Source organism: Escherichia sp. E4742, assembly GCF_005843885.1.
Lineage (GTDB): Bacteria > Pseudomonadota > Gammaproteobacteria > Enterobacterales > Enterobacteriaceae > Escherichia.
On sequence record NZ_CP040443.1, the window covers coordinates 4,501,503 to 4,519,499 of the forward strand.

Sequence of the window (17,997 nt, forward strand, 5' to 3'; positions counted from 1 at the left end):
ATGGTGTATTGCAGTTTTATTATTTAAACGTATTATTTGCCGCAGTTCTTCAGGGGAGTGGTTGCGATATATTCCTGTCTGAGGAAATAATGCCGATTTAGCTCAGTAGGTAGAGCAACTGACTTGTAATCAGTAGGTCACCAGTTCGATTCCGGTAGTCGGCACCATATGCGGGTATCGTATAATGGCTATTACCTCAGCCTTCCAAGCTGATGACGCGGGTTCGATTCCCGCTACCCGCTCCAGCAAAACAAATGAGGCACAGGTTTTTCAGCACTGGCGTTTTTTCTCGCGGGGAAAGGTCTCGTATACTCCTTTAACGCTCCCCCGAATTATAACGGAGACCAGTTATAGTTTCAGTGCTGTGTTTTTTGACACTATCGGGATAGTGCATTATTAGTGGGATTTTTGATATTTCCTGGCAGGGGCTGATTATGCACTATCCCGATGTTGTTAACATCACAAAATGAGGTGAACCCCATGTGCGGGGGTGGTTTTAGTGGTTGTTTAGCGGGGAAACTACAGTATCTGATGGAATGTCAGATATTTCGGGAGGCACCCGACACCTCACCTATATTATAATAATACTCTTCAGCACTTACTGATTTGACCACCGCCTTAACAGGCGGTTTTTTTTGCTTGCATAAAACCATCACCAACTCATTAGAAAAGAACACATGGCGTTATGTGGTTGGGGTATTATAGCCCTGCTGTAGCAGCAAGTACGCTTGAATCAGGTTCGCTTCGGTGAGCCTTTTATATTTGCATCATTTGGAAATATACAAGCAAAAAAAACGCGGCTGTCGGATTAAAGCCGCGGGACAAGGTCCGCGAAGAAGGATTAGTATCTGCCTCTTTCAATAGGCATGTTTATACTACTAAGCATTTAGAATGGTTTAAATCCTCAGATTAACCTTAATTTCAGATAAGGCTTATTTCATTTCTTTGCGCTACGCCCGGCGCGGATCAAAAACCACAGAACCTTTCAGGGGTAAGCTTACGGGATGATCAGTGTGACTTTCTCTGTGGACTGGTCACCCCGGGCGGAGGCTCACCCACTAAAAGGAAAATTCACGATGTTTGGGATTTTCAAAAAGAAAACCCGTAAGGCTATTGTAGAAGTAAAGAAAATGGAAAACCGCGACGCGGTGAAGGCTTTTTTATTTGTGGTAATGGACGGTTGGTGGGTGTTTTCATGTGGCAAGAATCATTTTTCAGATTATTACAGTTGAAGTGATTTTATTCCTTGTTATTATACGTCTGTCTTCCGGGTGAGTGGTTTTATTCCCCGACAAGAACTCATATGAAGAGTAAACATTGCTCAGGAAACAGGAACACCGATTTGTAATTGGCTAGTCAGTGGTTTGCGCTGTTATTTTACAATAGCGGAATGGTGTATTTTCGGTAGAAATATTGTGTTTCTTTGGAGAGTCGGAAATGCATCATTCCGGTGTTGTAAATAACACCAAAGAGATGTTCCCCGGTATTGAGGGTGGTTTACATTGTTGTTTTTGGAACCACAATATCAGGCATAAAGTCAGATATTCAGGGAAGTCCACAACATCTCAATTTCACTACAATAAAAATGATTCATCTTCAGCATTGTTCAGCCGCCGCACCAGGCGGTTTTTTTTGTGTTGAATTCAAAAAAATACACGGACACTGATAATGTCCGTGTGGCAATGCCATGTAAGTCAACGATGAATATGACGCAAAAAAAACGCGACCGTCGGATTAAGGTCGCTGGACAAAGTCCGTGAAACATAACGAATTTCCGTTCCCCCCCGTTCAGGAAGTGCAAAAAGTATATAAATTAATTTTTCTCGTTTAAACAGGAAAGTTAATCTGAATTTCTGGTAATCCTTATTCCCGTACATTAATTCTTCGCTTTTCATATCAGACTATGTCACACAAAAGGCATTTGCGGATTCCTTCGATGGGATGTTGTTTTTTACGGGCCGCTGGTGGCCTTTTTTATTTACAGGAGAAAAAGTATGTCTGAACCCTTATCCGGTTCCGGCACGGCTGCGGCGCTCGGCGGGGCGACGGTATTCGGGCTGTTTACCGGAACGGATTTCGGGATTGTGTTTGGTGCGTTCGCCGGGGCGTTATTTGTGGCAACGATACCGCAGGCGCTTTCAGCCTGGCGTGTGGCGGCGCATTTTCTGGTGTCGTTCATTATCGGCGTGCTGGGTGCAGAGGTTCTGGCATCCTGGCTGGTAAAGCATACAGGGTTTGACGGAGCGCCTGTCGACGCATTGTGTGCAGTGCTGGTGTCAGTGGTGTCGGTGAAGATTCTGTCGTTCATCCACCAGCAGGATATCGCATCACTGGTGTCCGGCCTGTTCTCCCGCCTGCGGGGTGGGGGAGGCGGCAATGCCTGATAACCTTTCTGGATTGCTGAATGTAGCGTTATGCACGGTTATCGTGTTGACGCTTTTTTTTTATCGTCGTCATGATTCCAGACATAAACCGCTGATGTCATGGCTGGCTTGGCTGCTGATGCTGCTTTATGCCCTTGCGCCACTCAGCTATCTGTGTGGTCGTCTGTTAGCGGCGAACTGGCTGGTGGTGTTTTTTAATCTGCTGTTCTGCGTGCTGGTGATACGTGCACGTGGGAATGTTTCAAAAATCCTTGCATTACGAAGGTACTGAAATGAAGTCGAAAGATGAAATTTTTGACGAAGTTCTGGGAAAAGAGGGCGGTTACGTCAACCATCCGGATGATAAAGGTGGTCCGACCAAATGGGGCATTACTGAAAAAGTCGCCCGGGCGCACGGATATCAGGGCGATATGCGTGACCTGACGCGCGGGCAGGCGCTGGAAATACTCGAGGCGGATTACTGGTACGGCCCACGTTTTGACCAGGTGGCAAATTTGTCCCCGGATATTGCCGCAGAGCTGTGCGACACAGGCGTCAACATGGGGCCAACCGTGGCGTCAAAAATGTTTCAACGCTGGCTGAACGTTTTCAACCTGCGCGGGAAACTGTATCCGGATATGGATGCAGACGGACGTATCGGCCCACGAACTATTAATGCGTTACGGGCATATCTGAAAAATCGTGGCAGGGATGGCGAACGGGTAATGCTGACCGCACTGAACTGTACGCAGGGTGACCGTTACCTGGAGCTGGCAGAGAAACGGGAGGCTAACGAGTCGTTTGTATATGGCTGGATTAAAGAGCGCGTATCAGGAATCAATTGTTGATATTTATACTTTAGTTGGAAATTACAAAATTAAATAAAAAATTTGCGTAATAGCTGAAATTATAATCTCAGGATAAATTATATATGTCTTATGTTTTTGATTAATTCTATTTATTGATTTGCATCAATTATCTGTTTTGCAGATGCGTTAATGTCATTGTACATAGTTCAGAGCGCACAATAAGTATCATGAATAGAATTGTTTTTTGGTTTGTCACCTTGGTTTTCATATCTTCTACGTCTTATGCTAATGATTTTTATAGAGCAGACTCCAGATCACCAGATGAAGTGAGACGTTCTGGTGGGTTAATACCCCGAGGACAAGATGAAGCGTATGAACGTGGTACGCCAATCAATATTAATTTATATGATCACGCCCGAGGAACTGTAACAGGGAATACCAGATATAATGATGGTTATGTATCTACAACAACGACATTAAGACAGGCTCATTTGATCGGGCAAAATATGCTTGGGAGCTTTAACGAGTATTATATTTATGTCATTGCACCAGCGCCTAATTTATTTGATGTGAACGGCATACTCGGTACATACAGCCCATACCCAAGTGAAAATGAGTATGCAGCATTAGGTGGTGTTCCATTATCACAAATAATTGGATGGTATAGAGTAACTTTTGGTGCGATAGAGGGGGGGATGCACAGAAACAGAAATTATCGAAGAGATTTATTTCGTGGATTATCTGTTGCACCGAATGAAGATGGGTATCATCTTGCGGGATTCCCTGATGAATTCCCAGCCTGGAGAGAGTACCCTTGGATAGAGTTTGCGCCAGATCAATGCCATCAAAATAATAAAACTAATAGTTTTTTAACCTGTGATTTTATCACTAATGAACTATCGCAAGCTGATTTATTAAAATTTAAGAAGTTCATAAAACGCAAATCCACTTTGTTGACTTTGCAAAGTATTGATGATTTTCTGGTAAAGAATGGAGATAAAGATGAACTTTAAGGCATTGATTAAAATTTTTGTTTTTATGATAAGTTTGGTATCTATCCAAACATTTGCAGGTGTTAGCCAGGAGTTTAGAACTAACTGTGGAGGAACCACAGCCAGAATTGTAGAGGGAGTCAAATTGACTCAATATTTTGCTGACGCAAATGTTAATAGGAAAGGTATATATGTTGTCAGTTCAACTGGCGGTGTTTGGATTATTCCTGGGGCGCAAAACTATCCGGATAATTATGTCGCTGATGAAATGAGGAAAATTGCAATGGCTGCTATACTTTCAGATATGAAAGTGAATTTATGCGCAAGCGAAGCATATAGTCCGAATCATATATGGGCTATAGAATTAGATGCGGAATAATTAAGTTGTTTTTTGTTTTATTGCCCCAGAGTGGGGCATTTTTATTTCTATGAGCTTATGAAGTGCTGATTGTGTGAATGTTATTATTGAAGGGGACGAATATAAGCGGATATATAGCATTGAAAATATTAATGTTGTAACCACACATCAGCATTATAACAGCTCTTTAGTGAGGGGCTGTTATAATGCCATGGTTCACCAACAGCACCCGCCGCGCACCCAGCGCACTGGCTGTTGGCGAGCTTTTTTATTCATCAAGCGAGGCTGTATGAGCGAGAAATTGAAGATCGTCTATCGCCCGTTACAAGAACTGTCTCCGTATGCACACAATGCCAGGACACACAGCCCTGAGCAGGTGGCACAACTGGTAGAAAGCATTAAGCAATTCGGCTGGACTAATCCGGTGCTGATTGATGAAAAGGGCGAAATTATTGCGGGTCACGGTCGCGTTATGGCGGCTGAAGTGCTCAAAATGGATTCCGTTCCGGTCATTGTTTTGTCTGGTCTGACGGATGACCAAAAAAAGGCGTATCGCCTGGCAGATAATCGCTTGCCACTGAACGCTGGCTGGGATGAAGAACTGTTACGGATGGAGCTGTCGGAGTTAATCAATGCTGATTTTGATGTCTCCCTGACAGGCTTCAGCCCGACAGAAATTGATGAGCTGTTGACGGATGTTTTGCCAGGTACAGGAAATGAGGATGAGCCGTATACGACGAAAATTGATACGCCTGTTTATGAGCCATCGGGCGGTAAACCGGATATCAGTGAACTGTACGACGATACGAAAACTCAGGAGCTGATCAACCGGATACGTTCGGCGCCCCTTGATCCTGATATTGAGAAATTCCTCCTGTGTGCGGCAGAACGTCACACGGTGTTTAATTTCAGCAGAATTGCGGACTATTACGCTCACGCCCCCGCTGAAATTCAGTGTCTTTTCGAGGAGTCGGCGCTGGTGATCATTGATTATCAGCAGGCTATTGAAAATGGATTTGTCCGGATGACGCAGCGTATGGTGGAGATCATGCATGGCGGGGAGGAGGATGAATGTGCGTGATGATTTTTGCGCCTTTATTCTGACTCACGGGCGACCGGACAAAGTTCTGACTTACCGGACGTTGCGTCGTGCTGGCTATACCGGGAAAATTTTTATCATTGTCGATGATGAAGACAAGACCTGGCATCAGTACGTAGCTGAATTTGGTGAACAGGTGCTGGTGTTTTCCAAAGCCGATATCGCCAGTCGTTTTGACGAAGCCGATAATCTCGGTGACCGCCGTTCAATTTTTTACGCCCGTAATGCCTGTTTCGACCTGGCAAAAATGGTCGGGTGTAAATACTTCATTCAGCTCGATGATGATTATCACGAGTTCCAGTTTCGGGTGGATCGCAACTATGACCAGGCCTATTTTCCGATAAGGAAACTGGATGCGATCCTTTCTGAAATGCTGGCGTATTACGAATCAATACCCGCGCTTTCCATCGCTATGTCGCAGGGCGGGGATTTTCTTGGTGACAATGGCGCTCATGCTTCATGGGTGAAACGTAAGGCAATGAACAGCTTTATCTGTTCGGTTGACCGACCGTTCTCATTCATGGGACGCATTAACGAGGATGTGAATACGTACACGAATCTCGGTCGCCGTGGAGAATTGTTTATGACGATCGGTGCTGTCCAGTTAGGGCAGAAACAGACGCAGAAAAACAGTGGCGGAATGACCGAGCTGTATCTGGATTCCGGAACCTACGTTAAAAGTTTTTACTCCGTCATGTATGCACCGTCGTGCGTAAAAATCTCACTGATGGGCGCCAGCCATAAACGCATTCACCACCAGGTCACCTGGAACAACGCTGCAGTAAAAATTCTTCACGAAAAATACAGGAAGAAGACACCCTGCATATCAATGGGGGTGACAAATGATTCCGTATTCGAAAGTCGAGTCTCTGGCAGCGTGCCGGATGACTGCACAACAAATCGCTGACGTTCTGGATGTTGATCTGAATCGACTGAAAGAAAATCGGGAAGCAATGACAAATTTTTATGCGTCCATCCGTAAGGGCAGAGCGAAAGGTGAAGCCGAGTTACGGGCGGCATTGTTTAAGCTTGCCAGAAAAGGGGATGCCTTTGCTCTGCGCGAACTACTCAGGGTGGATAAAAATCAGGACTAACTGATGAGCAGACCGGACTGGGGGGCGTTGCAGCAGGAGTATATTGCTGAATACACCCGCTCCGGTATATCTCCGGTGGCATGGTGTGAAGCAAGGGGACTGAATTACGCAACAGCCCGTCGTTACATCAAAAAACCTCCGAAAAATGCGCAGGCAGAAGTGCGCAAAACTGCGCAAAAAGATGCGCAAAAGAAAACTGCGCAAAAGCGAACCGGCAAAACGGGGAAGGAAAAATCCAGAGTGGTTGTTTCTCCCGTTGCAGGAAATGATCAGGAAATTTTATTCAATCCCGATGAATTCGGCATCTCAGAGCAGCAGACGAAATTTGCGATGCTGGTTGCACAGGGGAGAAAACTCGTTGAGGCATATCGCCTGGCAGGATACGAGTCAGAGGGGAATGCGGCCTACGTAACTGCCAGCCAGCTCCTAAGAAATCCTAAGGTTTATCGGGCTATCTCATGGTTCCGCAATCAGTACCAGAAACGCTATACCGCAGACCTGGATTTACTGGTGAGTCAGTTGATGGCCATTGTCCAGGCCGACCCCAATCAGTTGGCACAATTTCGCCGTGTTAACTGCCGTTATTGCTGGGGCGAGAATCATCACTACCAGTGGCGCGATATAGCAGAATTCGATAAGGCAGCGGCGCAGGCTTCCAGAGATGGCAAACTCGAACCGGAATATGGAGGCCTTGGCTTTGTTGATAACGCCATACCCAATCCGGACTGCCCGAAGTGCTGCGGTGAGGGAACAGGACAGCTTTATATGGCTGATACCACTCTGCTTGATGGGGATGCGAGGCAATTATATGCAGGGGCAAAGCTCGGGAAATTTGGTGTTGAGATCCTGCTGGAGGATAAGGCTGCCGCCCGGCGCGAACTTATCAAGCTGATAATGGCGACGAAAGGAAGTTCTGCTGGTGGTGCAACTGACAGTCGCAATGATCTGGAGCTTGAAGGACTGAGGCTTCGCAATGAAAAGCTGCGCACTGAGATTGAAAACCTCAAAAAAGGCGTGGGTGGTGAGAATAACGAAATAATTATCCACAACTCTCTGCCGATGCCGGGAGTGAATAATGTCGATTGAAATCTACCTCCCAAAACCTCATGAGGGGCAAATAGCTGCATGGACGGCGGCAATAGAGGAACGCTTCCACGCGGTATGCTGTGGTCGTCGCTGGGGTAAAACGGTGATGCTGGTGAATATCGCTACCAGTTTCGCGACGCGGAAATTTGCCGTTCCTACCACCGGGCAGCTTATCGCGGGTAGGGTGGGGATTTTTACCGCACAATACCGCCAGTACCAGGAAATCTGGGATGAAATTAGCGCCGTTCTGCAACCGCTGATCCTCAGCCAGTCAAAAAATGAAAAGCGCATCATTCTCCGTAATGGGGGGCGCATCGACTTTTGGGTAACGGACAATAACAAACTGGCCGGGCGTGGGCGTAAGTATCACGCTGTACTGATTGATGAGGCCGCATTCACTAAAGCGCCGGAAATGCTCGAGGAAATCTGGCCCCGCGCTATACGCCCGACGCTTGTCGATTACCGTGGCTGTGCGTGGGTATTTTCCACACCAAACGGTATCGACGAGAGCAATTTTTTCTACGCGATATGCCACGATGAATCCCTGGGATTTGTCATGCACCATGCGCCAACTTCATCGAATCCGTATATTCCGAAAGAAGAACTGGAGGAAACGGAGAAGAAATCCGATCCGCGCGTCTGGCAGCAGGAATATCTTGCCGAGTTCGTGGACTGGTCCAAAGACGCGTTACTCGATGTCGATAAGCTGCTGGTGGACGGTCAGCCGATTGAGATGCCGCCGCACTGCGACATGATTTTCGCAGTGATGGATACGGCGCTGAAAGGCGGGACCGAAAATGATGGTACTGGCGTGGTGTATTTCGCTTATGAGTCCTCGTATTCTGATGAACCGAAGCTCACGATTATCGACTGGGATGTTACCCAGATTAAAGCGTCGCTGCTTCCGGAGTACATCCCCGGCGTGTATGACAACCTTGAACGCCTGGAGAAATTGTGCCGCCCGCGTCTGGGCAGCCAGGGAATTTTTATGGAAGACGCTGCGATGGGGGCAATCCTCAACCAGAAGGCGGAAACCGAAGGCTGGGATATGACGCCGATTAAATCGGCACTAACCAGCAAAGGCAAAGACGAACGGGCGGTGATGGCATCCGGATATCACTATCAGGGGATGTGCAAAATCGTCCGGGAGGCTTACGACAAGACCGTTTCATTCAAACGCACCACTGCAAACCACCTCGTTAAACAAATCGCCGGGTTCCACCTGGCAGACAAAGACGCGCATAAACGTGCTGATGACCTTTTCGATTGTTATACCTACGGATTGATCATCGCGCACGGTAATTACGCGGCGTTGTAAAAATCAGGATATTTTGATGGCAGAGATCGAGATTACTGGCGGCCTCGATTCAGCACTGATGCGTATTCTTGAGGCTGAAGAAATTCAGCCGGGAACCGATATCGGCTATGAATTGTGTAAGCTGCTGTGGCAATTCCATCCTCTGGGCGGAAAACTTGTTGAAAAACCCATACTGATGGCGATGTGTAAGCCGCGCCAGTATAACGTGGAGACAGACCCTGACGAGAGGGTTGTGCGGCGTTTTCAGGAGGTATGGGAACGCATGAAGGTCAACGAGAAGATTAAAAATCTGTTTTTTCTGTCTCGTTGCTACGGTGCCGCAGCGATCGGCGTGGGCACCGACAGTGTTCCATGTCGTGAGCCGCTTCCGACATTCGGACTGACAGAAGAGGATGTGTATATCAACGCGTGGGATCCGTTGAACGCTTCCGGTTCGATGGTGACTGACCAGAACCCCAACAGCCCGTTTTTCCAGGAAGCCAATAAAAAGCTGAAGATTGGCGGAAAAGACTGGCATCCGTCACGCACACTGAAAATCTTCAACGGCACACCGATTTATCTGGAGTTTCAGAGTTCATCGTTCGGATTCACCGGGCGAAGCGTGTTTCAGCGAGTTCTTTATTCCCTGAAATCCTATATCAATACGATGGAGGCGAATGATCTCGTCAGCCAGAAGGCAGGCGTACTGGTGGCTAAAGTTGTGCAGAACGGTTCGAAAATTGACGGGATCATGGCTGCTGCCACGGGGCGTAAAAGAGAAAACGTGAAAGCCGCCAAAAATAAAGGCGTGTTGAGTATTGGAAAAGACGAAGACGTAAGTTCACTGAACCTGCAAAACATCGACGGGGCGCTGAATACATCCCGCGACAACATCATTGCTGATATTGCCGCCGGGAGTGACGTTCCGGCCATTATTATCAAGGAAGAAGCGTTCAGTAACGGATTCGGTGAAGGTAAGGAGGACTCGAAAGCCATCAGCCAGTATATCGATGGTGTACGCCAGCAGATTGAACCTGTGATGGATTATTTCGAACGCCTGGTGCAGTACATCGCCTGGAACGAGGAATTTTATCAGTCGCTGAAAAATGATTACCCGGACATCATAACCGACGACTATAAAACCACGTTTTACCAGTGGCGACGTGAATTTACCGCGACGTGGCAGGAGCTGGTGGAGGAGTCGCCGGACAAACGCCGGGAAAGCGACAGTAAAGTGATTCAACAGGCGATAGCACTTTTCTCTGCCGTGTCGCCACAGGTTGATCCTGAAAACCGCGCCGCCCTCGCTGAATGGCTGGCAAGCCTTGTTAATGCCACGCAAACCTATGGCGAAGCTCCACTCATCATTGATGTGGACGCGCTGGCGAATTATGAACCACCGAAGCAGGAGACGCCTGATGGCAATTTCCAGCCGGGCGGTGAGGAAGAAGAAACGGATCAGGACGCTGTATGAGGTTCTGACGGATGCCGTTAACAACTACGTAAATCACGGGTGGGATAGCGAAAAATCATTGCTCGAATGGTGCCGGAAACTCCGTGTAGCCGCTCAGCGAGAAACCCCTGATGATACCGTAGCCAGAAAACACCTCACCGCTATCTACAGCCGTCTTGTCATCGACGGCGGGGCATTACGGGATCAGCCTCCTGACGGCCCTAAAAAAATCACTGTTGAAAAACTGAAACCTGAGTTTCGCAAGGAACTCGACAGGCGAATTTTCGCCAGTGCCAACCTGATAAAACTCAACCGAGAACAGGCCATCGAGAAAACCATACAGCGTTTTCAGGGGTGGGTTACGTCCATTCCGCCTGGCGGGGTGAGCGAAATTGATCGCCGGGAAGTGAAGGCCGGGTTTCAGAAATCCGTGAAGGATATGGATTTTATCAGTCGCCGGGTGGCAATTGACCAGGGGCATAAGCTGGCAAGCAACGTTAAGTATCTGCTGGCTGTTCAGAGTGGTGCGATTGCTCTGCGCTGGCATTCGAACTGGCGGCGTCCGGGCTACAAATACCGACAGGACCACAAAGAGCGCGACGAGACAATTTATCTCCTCCGCGATTCGTGGGCGCTGGAGCAGGGGCTGATAAAGCCCGTAAATGGTTTTTATGACGAAATCACTGCTGCCGGGGAGGAGGTTTATTGCAGTTGCGATGCACTGCCGATCTACGCCCCTCAGAAACTACCCGACGAATTTTTAACGGAGAAGGGCAAACGTGAGTTTAACCGAGCTTGAAGTGGCAGAACGCATCAGGGACGGAACCGTACCGTCTCCGGTGAAATTCTCCAACATGTGGCTGGTGAATTTGCGAATAACCGGAACCGGGCTCGCCTATCGCGCCGGGCTGAAAGAGCACGTATGGCGTGCTCCAAAGCTCTATCTGAATGAGGAGTTTTTAAGGCGATGCAATGGCCTTCCGGTTATCGCAAACCATCCTGACGACGCAGTTCTGACGGAGGAGGATTTTAAATCGCGGATCGTCGGTAGCGTCATGCTGCCGTATATCCGGGGTGATGAGGTATGGGCGGTGTGCCGCGTTTACCTCCAGAGCATTGTTGAAGAAATCACTGAGGGGGATGTTTCGACAAGCCCGTCGGTGGTGTTCAACAGCACATCAGGAAATGTGGAGGTACAGGAAGGTGACACCAATTTTTTAATCGAAGGCGTTCCTTTCCTTGTTGATCACATTGCCCTGGTGACGAAAGACCACGGCTCGCTGGGCGTGTGGGATAAAGACCGGATCCCCGCAGGGGTTGAAGTGACAAACACAGGTGAAATCGAGATGGAAAAAGAAGAACTCCAGGCCCTGTTACAGGGGGTTGTGAGCGATGCCCTGCAAGGCATTAATCAGAAAATCGATGGTGTCGTTACGCGCATGGACTCTCTGGAACAGCGGGACAAAGCGCGGGCGGACGCCGAAGATCAGGCGAAAAAAGAGGCCGGAGAAAAGGCCAAAGCCGATGAAGCCGCAGAGGAACAGCGTAAAGCTGATGAAGCTGCGGCAAAGGAGGCGGAAGAAAAAGCCAAAGCTGACGAGGCAGCAGCCAAAGACGCTGAGGAGAAAGCAAAGGCTGATTCCGAAGCGGAAGAACAGCGTAAGGCTGACGAGGAGGCAGAAAAAGAACGCAATGACTCTGCCCTGGCAGAAGCGCAGGCAAAAGCCGACTCCGCATTCAGTGCCTGCGGTAAAAACGCGCCAGCACCGTTTTCTGGTGAAAATGCGCTGGACTACCGCAAGCGTGCGCTAATCGCTATGCAGAAACACTCTCCGGCACATAAGGACGTCAATATTCGCGCGATTGCGGATTCTGCAACGCTGGCTGTGCTTGAGGACGCAATTTTCAGTGCCGCCCGTCAGTCCATCGAAAAAGAAATGATGAGTACGCAGGGGCAACTGCATAAACGTATCCGCAACGATGAAGCCGGGCGTCGCATTACTGAATATCAGGGCGATCCGAACGTCTGGCTGAGTGCCTTCAAAATTCCGGGGCGTCGTCTGGCAAAAATTAACACTCAAGGGAGCCTGAACAATGGCTGATATTAACTTTCATCCGTTTAAAAACCGTGGAGCATTTGGTGGCCTTTTTAACGTCGAATCCCGTGGGCTGATGCAGGGGGATGCGCAGGATGATCCGGCAATTCGTCTGCAACTTTGCTCCGGACGACTGGACAGCAAAATCACTGAACCGGTATGGGGTGGTGTCGGTGTTATCGAGTGCATCGCTCCCGCGAAAGACAGCGTTAACGGGGCGGTTATCAAGCAGGCCACGAAGGACGCCTGTAACGCATTTACAGTCTTTAATCAGGCATTTCATGGCATTACCACGTCGGATAATCCGGTGCCGTTATATCTCGCGGGTGGCTTTGTTCACTATTACCGCGTTGGCTCAGGCGCCCGCATTCCTCTCCCGGTCAGTGCAGAAGTTGTTGCGTTGGCTGATGGCAATAACACCGTTGCTGCCAGTGGTTTTGTGTGGGATCTGACAAATAACGTCATTGATGTTTACACGGGAACGCCGGGGGCTAACCCGAAAGTGGACATTAAGTTGCTGATGGTTTCAGTTGAAGGAAACCTGACGGTGAAAAAAGAGGATGGCGGTAACGTTGTCTGGGAAATCGGCAAGCCGTGCGGCCTGTTTTTAATTTAAGGGGATATTAATTAATGAGCGCATTTACTCCCGCGACTACTTTTGTGTCGCCGTCAATGGTGCTGCCGGAAATGATCGTGCAACAGAGCATGGCTTCCGGGGCGTTTGAAGTCCTGGCTGGTGGTGCTCCAGCGGTAAAAATCAGTTCCAGTGATTTGATGGTCTATCAGAAATATCTGCGCATGACCTCGCAGGCGCAGGTCAGCCAGTCTCTGCCGGGCCAGTTACCGTCTTCCAGTATCTCTGGCGGCTATGACGGGATGATGACTTACCGAATTTCTTCCCGTTCGCAATACAGCTATCTCGATACTGATGCAGCAGATCGCTGGGGCTATTCTCTGATTGAAGGCCTGCGCCTGGCTAACCGCCAGGGACACGCTCAAATGTTGCGTAATATGCTGCTGTATGGCGTGAATGCAGCTAATAACGAGGGGATCACCAACTCCCCGAACGCAGTGACACTGAATCTGGGTAACGACAGCAAAGGCAATGATTCATATACCACCTGGGATTCCGGCGAGATGGCTAAATTTATGCTTGGCCTGATTGCTGACCAGAAAACCCGCATGTTGCTGTTGGGGCAGCCATTAACGACTGTTATTCTGAGCCCACAGCGATTCATGAAGGCGCTGGAGTGGACAGGAATTGTTGAGCTGACCAGTTACTAGCGTCCTGGTGGTGGTACCGGAACGGTGGGAACGATGGTTAAAGACGTCGCCGATAAGGCGACGGGCGATGACATCATTTTCTGCCAGGATGACACGCTGATTGGTAAGGGGGCTGGTGGTAGTGACCTGATCATCGTTACGAACCCGACGATTGAGGTTCCGGAAGCGCGTCACGCTATTAACACCAATATTTTCTCCACGCTGGTCCCTAACCAGCAGGCCGTCAACGTGATGTTCTGCGACATGGCAGCGCCGACGGAAATCCCGTCCCCTATGCCGGATGGCGGCCTGACCACGTTGTATACCATGCGCGCGACGCCGGGCTGGAACTTCCGCCCTGAGGGGATCACCCTGTTGTCTGCCAAATACGCATAAACGTTCAATCTGATAACGCGGGGAGCTAAATGCTCCCCTTTTTTGTGGGAAAAATTTATGAAGCTCTACATCGCTAACTGCTCACGTCAGCCGCACACGTTCAACTACAAACTCCCCGAAAAAACGCAGTCGTTCGGTGTGACAATTCCGTCCGGACGTCAGCATATGATCGAAAATCAGTCCGATATTATCGACCACATCATCCGACAGCATGAACCTTACGGATTTCAGCGTTGTGACAAGGTGGACAAGAATTTTTCCGGTATCTGCTATTCCATCGATAAACCTGTGAGCGTCGGTCGCATTGAGGATTGCGCGGAGCAGAAAACGGAAAATCTGGAATCCATGTCAGAGGAAATTCTCGCGGCCAGCGCCGTATCGCTGAATAACGCGGTGGATCAGGCAGTGATTCAGAGCGGCGAAAAACCTCAACCTGGCGGTATTGAGATGGAAATCACCGGGGAAGCGATCAACACCGAACAGGAAAATCCGCCCAGCACAAAGCGAAATATTAAGGTTAAAAAATAATGACCCTGCGTCCGTCACTGGAGGGATTTATTCGCTTTGTTCGTGATGACATGAAAGTACCGGTTCACGCTATTGCTGACGATGATCCGACGCTGGAATGTTGCTTTCAGTCTGCAATGGAGCTAATCCCTCACGATCAGGGGCTGGAGCGTTTACCCATCATCTATGTGCGAACGGTTTATAACGCTGCCGCCTCATTCCTCCTGAATTTCGCCCCAGGCTCGTGGTTTGCTGACCTGAGAAAAAAACTCAACCTTGGGAAACTGGCTACCGGGCTTGTCAGCGCGGCAGCAGACCAGGGGACATCGGGTTCGATCACCATCAGCGACGCGCTGAGTAATCTGTCTTTGCTGGATTTGCAGATGTTGCAGGATCCGTATGGACGACAGGTTGTTGCGGTGCTGATGCAGATGGGCACAGTATGGGGTTACACGCCATGAAACTCTGTTTTGGTGTTGTCGACCAGCCGTATGACTACGGCGACGAACCGGGAAAAACCACGTTTGACGTGGCCTGTGACCTCGAGGAGCGATACGAAATTTTTACGCACTTCTGGGAAATGCATAAGGACGAGATTATCCAGGAGGCAGGTACTGAACTGGCGTACCAGTTGGTCAATCACCTTAAGCATAAGGCTCCGCTACCAGGCGAGCATTTTCTGGAAGGGACTGAGAAGATTTTCCATATTTTTCTTGAAACTGAAGAAATGGCCGGGATGACGATTAACGGAAACCCTGTGCCAACTCAGGCCGCGCTACTGGGCGTTAACTCCAGGCTTAAGGACAAATATACCGGGGAGCGGCGTCCGTCATTCATAGACGGCGGCCTGTTTAAGGGCAGCTTTATAGCGTGGATAGATAACAATGCCGAGTCTTGAGGAATTAGCCGAACAGCACAGTTCGCAGCTCTCATCCGTTCTTAAATCCGCAGTTGAAACCATCTCGTCAGACCAGGAAATCACATTCAGGCTTTATGTCCGGCAGGTTCTGCCGCTGGATGGTTTTGTCTATTGGGTTAATGCGGAAATCATCAGTTGCGATGAACTGTGTCGCCTGAATATTGAGTCACCAACTCGTCTGAAAATCAAAGGCAGCCTGCATCGTCAGGTTATTGCGATTCAGGACGAGTCTGTCTCGAAGGATGTGAACAACATTATTTTCACGCCTGTTCAGCAGGTTGATGATTTTAATGTGGAAAATCCCGATGCGATCTATCTCGGTGAGTACTGCGGCGTCCAGTTCGCTTTTTCACGAATGGAGAGCCGCTATCAGCAGTCGGGTATTTTTCATTATCGCGGCATGGCGATTTTACCAACTATGCGTTCTCAGATTATCGACTGCGAGGAGGATATCAGCGACGAGCAGATCATCTCCAACAGCATCCCGATCTGGCTGCAAATGAAAGATGCCGCGGCCGTGTATCCGTCTTACCTGGTACCTCAGAACCTTCGTCCTCCGTATATCGCGGTGGATGTTCGCAACAGCATTCCGTTGCAGGTGGCTCCCGTTGTTTTCGGTGGTGAGCGATTCCAGCTCGTCCAGGATTCGGTTCGCCTGACGCTTTACGGATTCAGCAACAAAATGGCGCTGGATCTTGTCGACTCGGTGGTGAACAGGGCGCTGGAGGAGGAAAAGTTTGGTGTAACTAATATTCCGGTGGTTCAGGACGCAAAGTCGGGACAGGTTGAAATCAACGCTCTGGCGAAGAAAAAGATTGTCGATTTTGACGTGAATTACTACCAGAGCACCGCCCAGGAAATATCCCGGCAGTTGATTGAAAAAGTTATTTGTAAATATGAGGTTAAATAATGGGATTTAATATCGTCACGGTGAATGTGTCCCAGACCATCGGGGCTATACCCTCGAATTTGCAGCAGATGTCTGCGGTTCTCTCGTTTGGCTCCACGACTCATGAGCCGGGGAAGCCTGTATTACTCACCAGCAATCAGGATATTAACGATCTGGTTAAAAATCCGATTGCTGCGTTGTCGGCGGCTGCCGCAGGAAAATCTGCGGCAAACGTCACCGTTACGATGACGCTTCCGGAAGGGAGCAACATCCGACGCGAAAACAGTTCTGAGGTGAAAATTGTTGTTTCCGGGTGTTCGCCCGACGCGTGGAATGGCGAATATTCTGCTACCGTCACGGATGAAAAAACACTGACCTGGACGATTGCTGATTCTCAGCTTTCCGGTTCGCCAGTGACACTGGAGCAGTTTTCCATTGTCGGCAGTGAAAATCTGGTGACGGCAGTAAACATGTTTTTTGCCCAGGGAAATTCAGTTGGGATTTACCTGCTGGAGCTGGGAGTACAGAAAGGCGGGGTCAGTAAGGAAATCGCTGCACTGAAAGCTTATATGGAAGATCCGCTCCTGCGGTTTTATGCGTATCTGGTGCCGCAGCCGTGGGATGGTGACGCAGAATTTATCAGTCTGGCAAAACTCCACACCGCCAACGAAGCGATGCAGTATTTCTTCGTGCTGACGAAAACGCCGGACGACACGAATTACGTTTCGCCTTATGCCGGTATTAAGTCGGTTATTGCAACGGCGGATGATACGTACCCGGCGACAAACGCGGCAGCAGCCGTAATGTGGAACTATGTTTCCGCATCACCTTCAGAAATCAACAAGGTGCCGCCGATGGCATTTCGCTATCTGCAGGCGGTAAACGCCCACAAGGGCAAAAATTCCATTCTGACCACAATGACGAAGCAGAATATTAACTACGTCGACACGGGGGCTGAGGGTGGAATTTCCAACACGATTCTGGTGAAAGGCGTTACCAGTGACGGTAACGATATGACGTACTGGTATTCCGTGGACTGGGTGCAGATTAATGTCGATATGCAGCTCGCCAACACGGTGATCAACGGCAGCAATAACCCAATTAACCCGCTTTACTACAACCAGGACGGGATCGACCGTCTACAGCAGGTCGCACAGGCGGTGTTCAATACGGGCGTATCTTACGGCCTGGTCAACGGCCAGCCTGTCGTCGATGCAGTGCCTTTCCGCCAGTATATCAACACTAATCCGAATGATTACGGTATCGGGCGTTATGCAGGCCTGTCGGCCACCTATACGCCGATGCGCGGATTTGTCGAAATCATTTTTAACATCAATGTGACAATGCAGCTTTCGTGAGGGACTGAACCGTGCCTA

20 protein-coding genes, 2 tRNA genes and 2 pseudogenes are annotated in these 17,997 nt (G+C 49.1%); all 24 read left to right on the plus strand.

Features of this window, described 5'->3' with window-relative positions; translation table 11 throughout:
- Window positions 1-91: 91 nt before the first annotated feature.
- The 24 genes and pseudogenes from FEM44_RS21920 (at window position 92) to FEM44_RS22025 (ending at window position 17,979) form a co-directional block, all read left to right on the plus strand.
- Window positions 92-167 (plus strand) — tRNA-Thr (locus FEM44_RS21920).
- A gap of 3 nt (window positions 168-170) precedes the next feature.
- Window positions 171-245: transfer RNA gene (locus tag FEM44_RS21925), tRNA-Gly, on the plus strand.
- 831 nt (window positions 246-1,076) lie between these two features.
- Window positions 1,077-1,157, plus strand: a pseudogene (locus FEM44_RS25330) (tellurite/colicin resistance protein); the annotation flags it as partial.
- 837 nt (window positions 1,158-1,994) lie between these two features.
- Window positions 1,995-2,384, plus strand: a complete 390-nt coding sequence (locus tag FEM44_RS21930; protein WP_135409916.1) for a putative holin — start codon at window positions 1,995-1,997, stop codon at window positions 2,382-2,384.
- Window positions 2,377-2,655: a phage holin family protein gene (locus FEM44_RS21935; protein ID WP_089603069.1), complete on the plus strand. Its 279-nt coding sequence runs from the start codon at window positions 2,377-2,379 to the stop codon at window positions 2,653-2,655. The genes FEM44_RS21930 and FEM44_RS21935 overlap by 8 nt, the downstream gene beginning before the upstream one ends.
- Before the next feature lies 1 nt (window position 2,656).
- The gene (locus FEM44_RS21940) at window positions 2,657-3,211 is read left to right on the plus strand and encodes a glycoside hydrolase family 108 protein (RefSeq protein ID WP_000836756.1); all 555 of its coding nucleotides are present in this window, start codon (window positions 2,657-2,659) and stop codon (window positions 3,209-3,211) included.
- Between the two features lie 188 nt (window positions 3,212-3,399).
- On the plus strand, window positions 3,400-4,185 hold the full coding sequence (locus FEM44_RS21945; protein ID WP_135522798.1) for an enterotoxin A family protein: 786 nt from the start codon (window positions 3,400-3,402) through the stop codon (window positions 4,183-4,185).
- Window positions 4,175-4,543, plus strand: a complete 369-nt coding sequence (locus FEM44_RS21950; RefSeq protein ID WP_001009468.1) for a hypothetical protein — start codon at window positions 4,175-4,177, stop codon at window positions 4,541-4,543. Before FEM44_RS21945 ends, FEM44_RS21950 begins: the two co-directional genes overlap by 11 nt.
- Window positions 4,544-4,811: 268 nt before the next feature.
- Window positions 4,812-5,069 (plus strand): annotated as a pseudogene (locus FEM44_RS26110) (ParB/Srx family N-terminal domain-containing protein); the annotation flags it as partial.
- A gap of 526 nt (window positions 5,070-5,595) precedes the next feature.
- Complete coding sequence (locus tag FEM44_RS21960) at window positions 5,596-6,528, plus strand: hypothetical protein (protein ID WP_105290252.1); 933 nt, start codon at window positions 5,596-5,598, stop codon at window positions 6,526-6,528.
- Entirely contained in the window at window positions 6,506-6,715 is a 210-nt protein-coding gene (locus FEM44_RS21965) for a hypothetical protein (RefSeq protein WP_000126790.1), read from the plus strand. The genes FEM44_RS21960 and FEM44_RS21965 overlap by 23 nt, the downstream gene beginning before the upstream one ends.
- Window positions 6,716-6,718: 3 nt before the next feature.
- A complete protein-coding gene (locus FEM44_RS21970; protein ID WP_135522796.1) occupies window positions 6,719-7,801 on the plus strand; it encodes a terminase small subunit in 1,083 nt (360 codons plus the stop codon).
- Window positions 7,791-9,119: a terminase gene (locus FEM44_RS21975; protein WP_135522795.1), complete on the plus strand. Its 1,329-nt coding sequence runs from the start codon at window positions 7,791-7,793 to the stop codon at window positions 9,117-9,119. The genes FEM44_RS21970 and FEM44_RS21975 overlap by 11 nt, the downstream gene beginning before the upstream one ends.
- 16 nt (window positions 9,120-9,135) lie before the next feature.
- Complete coding sequence (locus FEM44_RS21980; RefSeq protein WP_135489339.1) at window positions 9,136-10,572, plus strand: anti-CBASS protein Acb1 family protein; 1,437 nt, start codon at window positions 9,136-9,138, stop codon at window positions 10,570-10,572.
- Entirely contained in the window at window positions 10,517-11,350 is an 834-nt protein-coding gene (locus tag FEM44_RS21985; protein WP_171022611.1) for a hypothetical protein, read from the plus strand. The genes FEM44_RS21980 and FEM44_RS21985 overlap by 56 nt, the downstream gene beginning before the upstream one ends.
- A complete protein-coding gene (locus FEM44_RS21990) occupies window positions 11,331-12,653 on the plus strand; it encodes a DUF2213 domain-containing protein (protein ID WP_135522794.1) in 1,323 nt (440 codons plus the stop codon). The genes FEM44_RS21985 and FEM44_RS21990 overlap by 20 nt, the downstream gene beginning before the upstream one ends.
- Window positions 12,646-13,263 carry a hypothetical protein gene (locus tag FEM44_RS21995; protein WP_135522793.1) on the plus strand — a complete coding sequence of 206 codons (618 nt, stop codon included), beginning with the start codon at window positions 12,646-12,648 and terminating at the stop codon, window positions 13,261-13,263. The genes FEM44_RS21990 and FEM44_RS21995 overlap by 8 nt, the downstream gene beginning before the upstream one ends.
- A 14-nt stretch (window positions 13,264-13,277) precedes the next feature.
- On the plus strand, window positions 13,278-13,931 hold the full coding sequence (locus FEM44_RS25655) for a hypothetical protein (RefSeq protein ID WP_240726861.1): 654 nt from the start codon (window positions 13,278-13,280) through the stop codon (window positions 13,929-13,931).
- Between the two features lie 33 nt (window positions 13,932-13,964).
- Window positions 13,965-14,306: a hypothetical protein gene (locus FEM44_RS25660; protein ID WP_240726859.1), complete on the plus strand. Its 342-nt coding sequence runs from the start codon at window positions 13,965-13,967 to the stop codon at window positions 14,304-14,306.
- Window positions 14,307-14,363: 57 nt separating this feature from the next.
- Window positions 14,364-14,834, plus strand: a complete 471-nt coding sequence (locus tag FEM44_RS22005) for a hypothetical protein (protein ID WP_000780863.1) — start codon at window positions 14,364-14,366, stop codon at window positions 14,832-14,834.
- Entirely contained in the window at window positions 14,834-15,274 is a 441-nt protein-coding gene (locus FEM44_RS22010; RefSeq protein ID WP_000175376.1) for a hypothetical protein, read from the plus strand. Before FEM44_RS22005 ends, FEM44_RS22010 begins: the two co-directional genes overlap by 1 nt.
- Window positions 15,271-15,711, plus strand: a complete 441-nt coding sequence (locus FEM44_RS22015; RefSeq protein WP_000762307.1) for a hypothetical protein — start codon at window positions 15,271-15,273, stop codon at window positions 15,709-15,711. Before FEM44_RS22010 ends, FEM44_RS22015 begins: the two co-directional genes overlap by 4 nt.
- On the plus strand, window positions 15,698-16,642 hold the full coding sequence (locus FEM44_RS22020) for a hypothetical protein (RefSeq protein WP_135522792.1): 945 nt from the start codon (window positions 15,698-15,700) through the stop codon (window positions 16,640-16,642). Before FEM44_RS22015 ends, FEM44_RS22020 begins: the two co-directional genes overlap by 14 nt.
- A complete protein-coding gene (locus tag FEM44_RS22025) occupies window positions 16,642-17,979 on the plus strand; it encodes a hypothetical protein (RefSeq protein ID WP_135522791.1) in 1,338 nt (445 codons plus the stop codon). Before FEM44_RS22020 ends, FEM44_RS22025 begins: the two co-directional genes overlap by 1 nt.
- The last annotated feature ends 18 nt before the right edge of the window (window positions 17,980-17,997 follow it).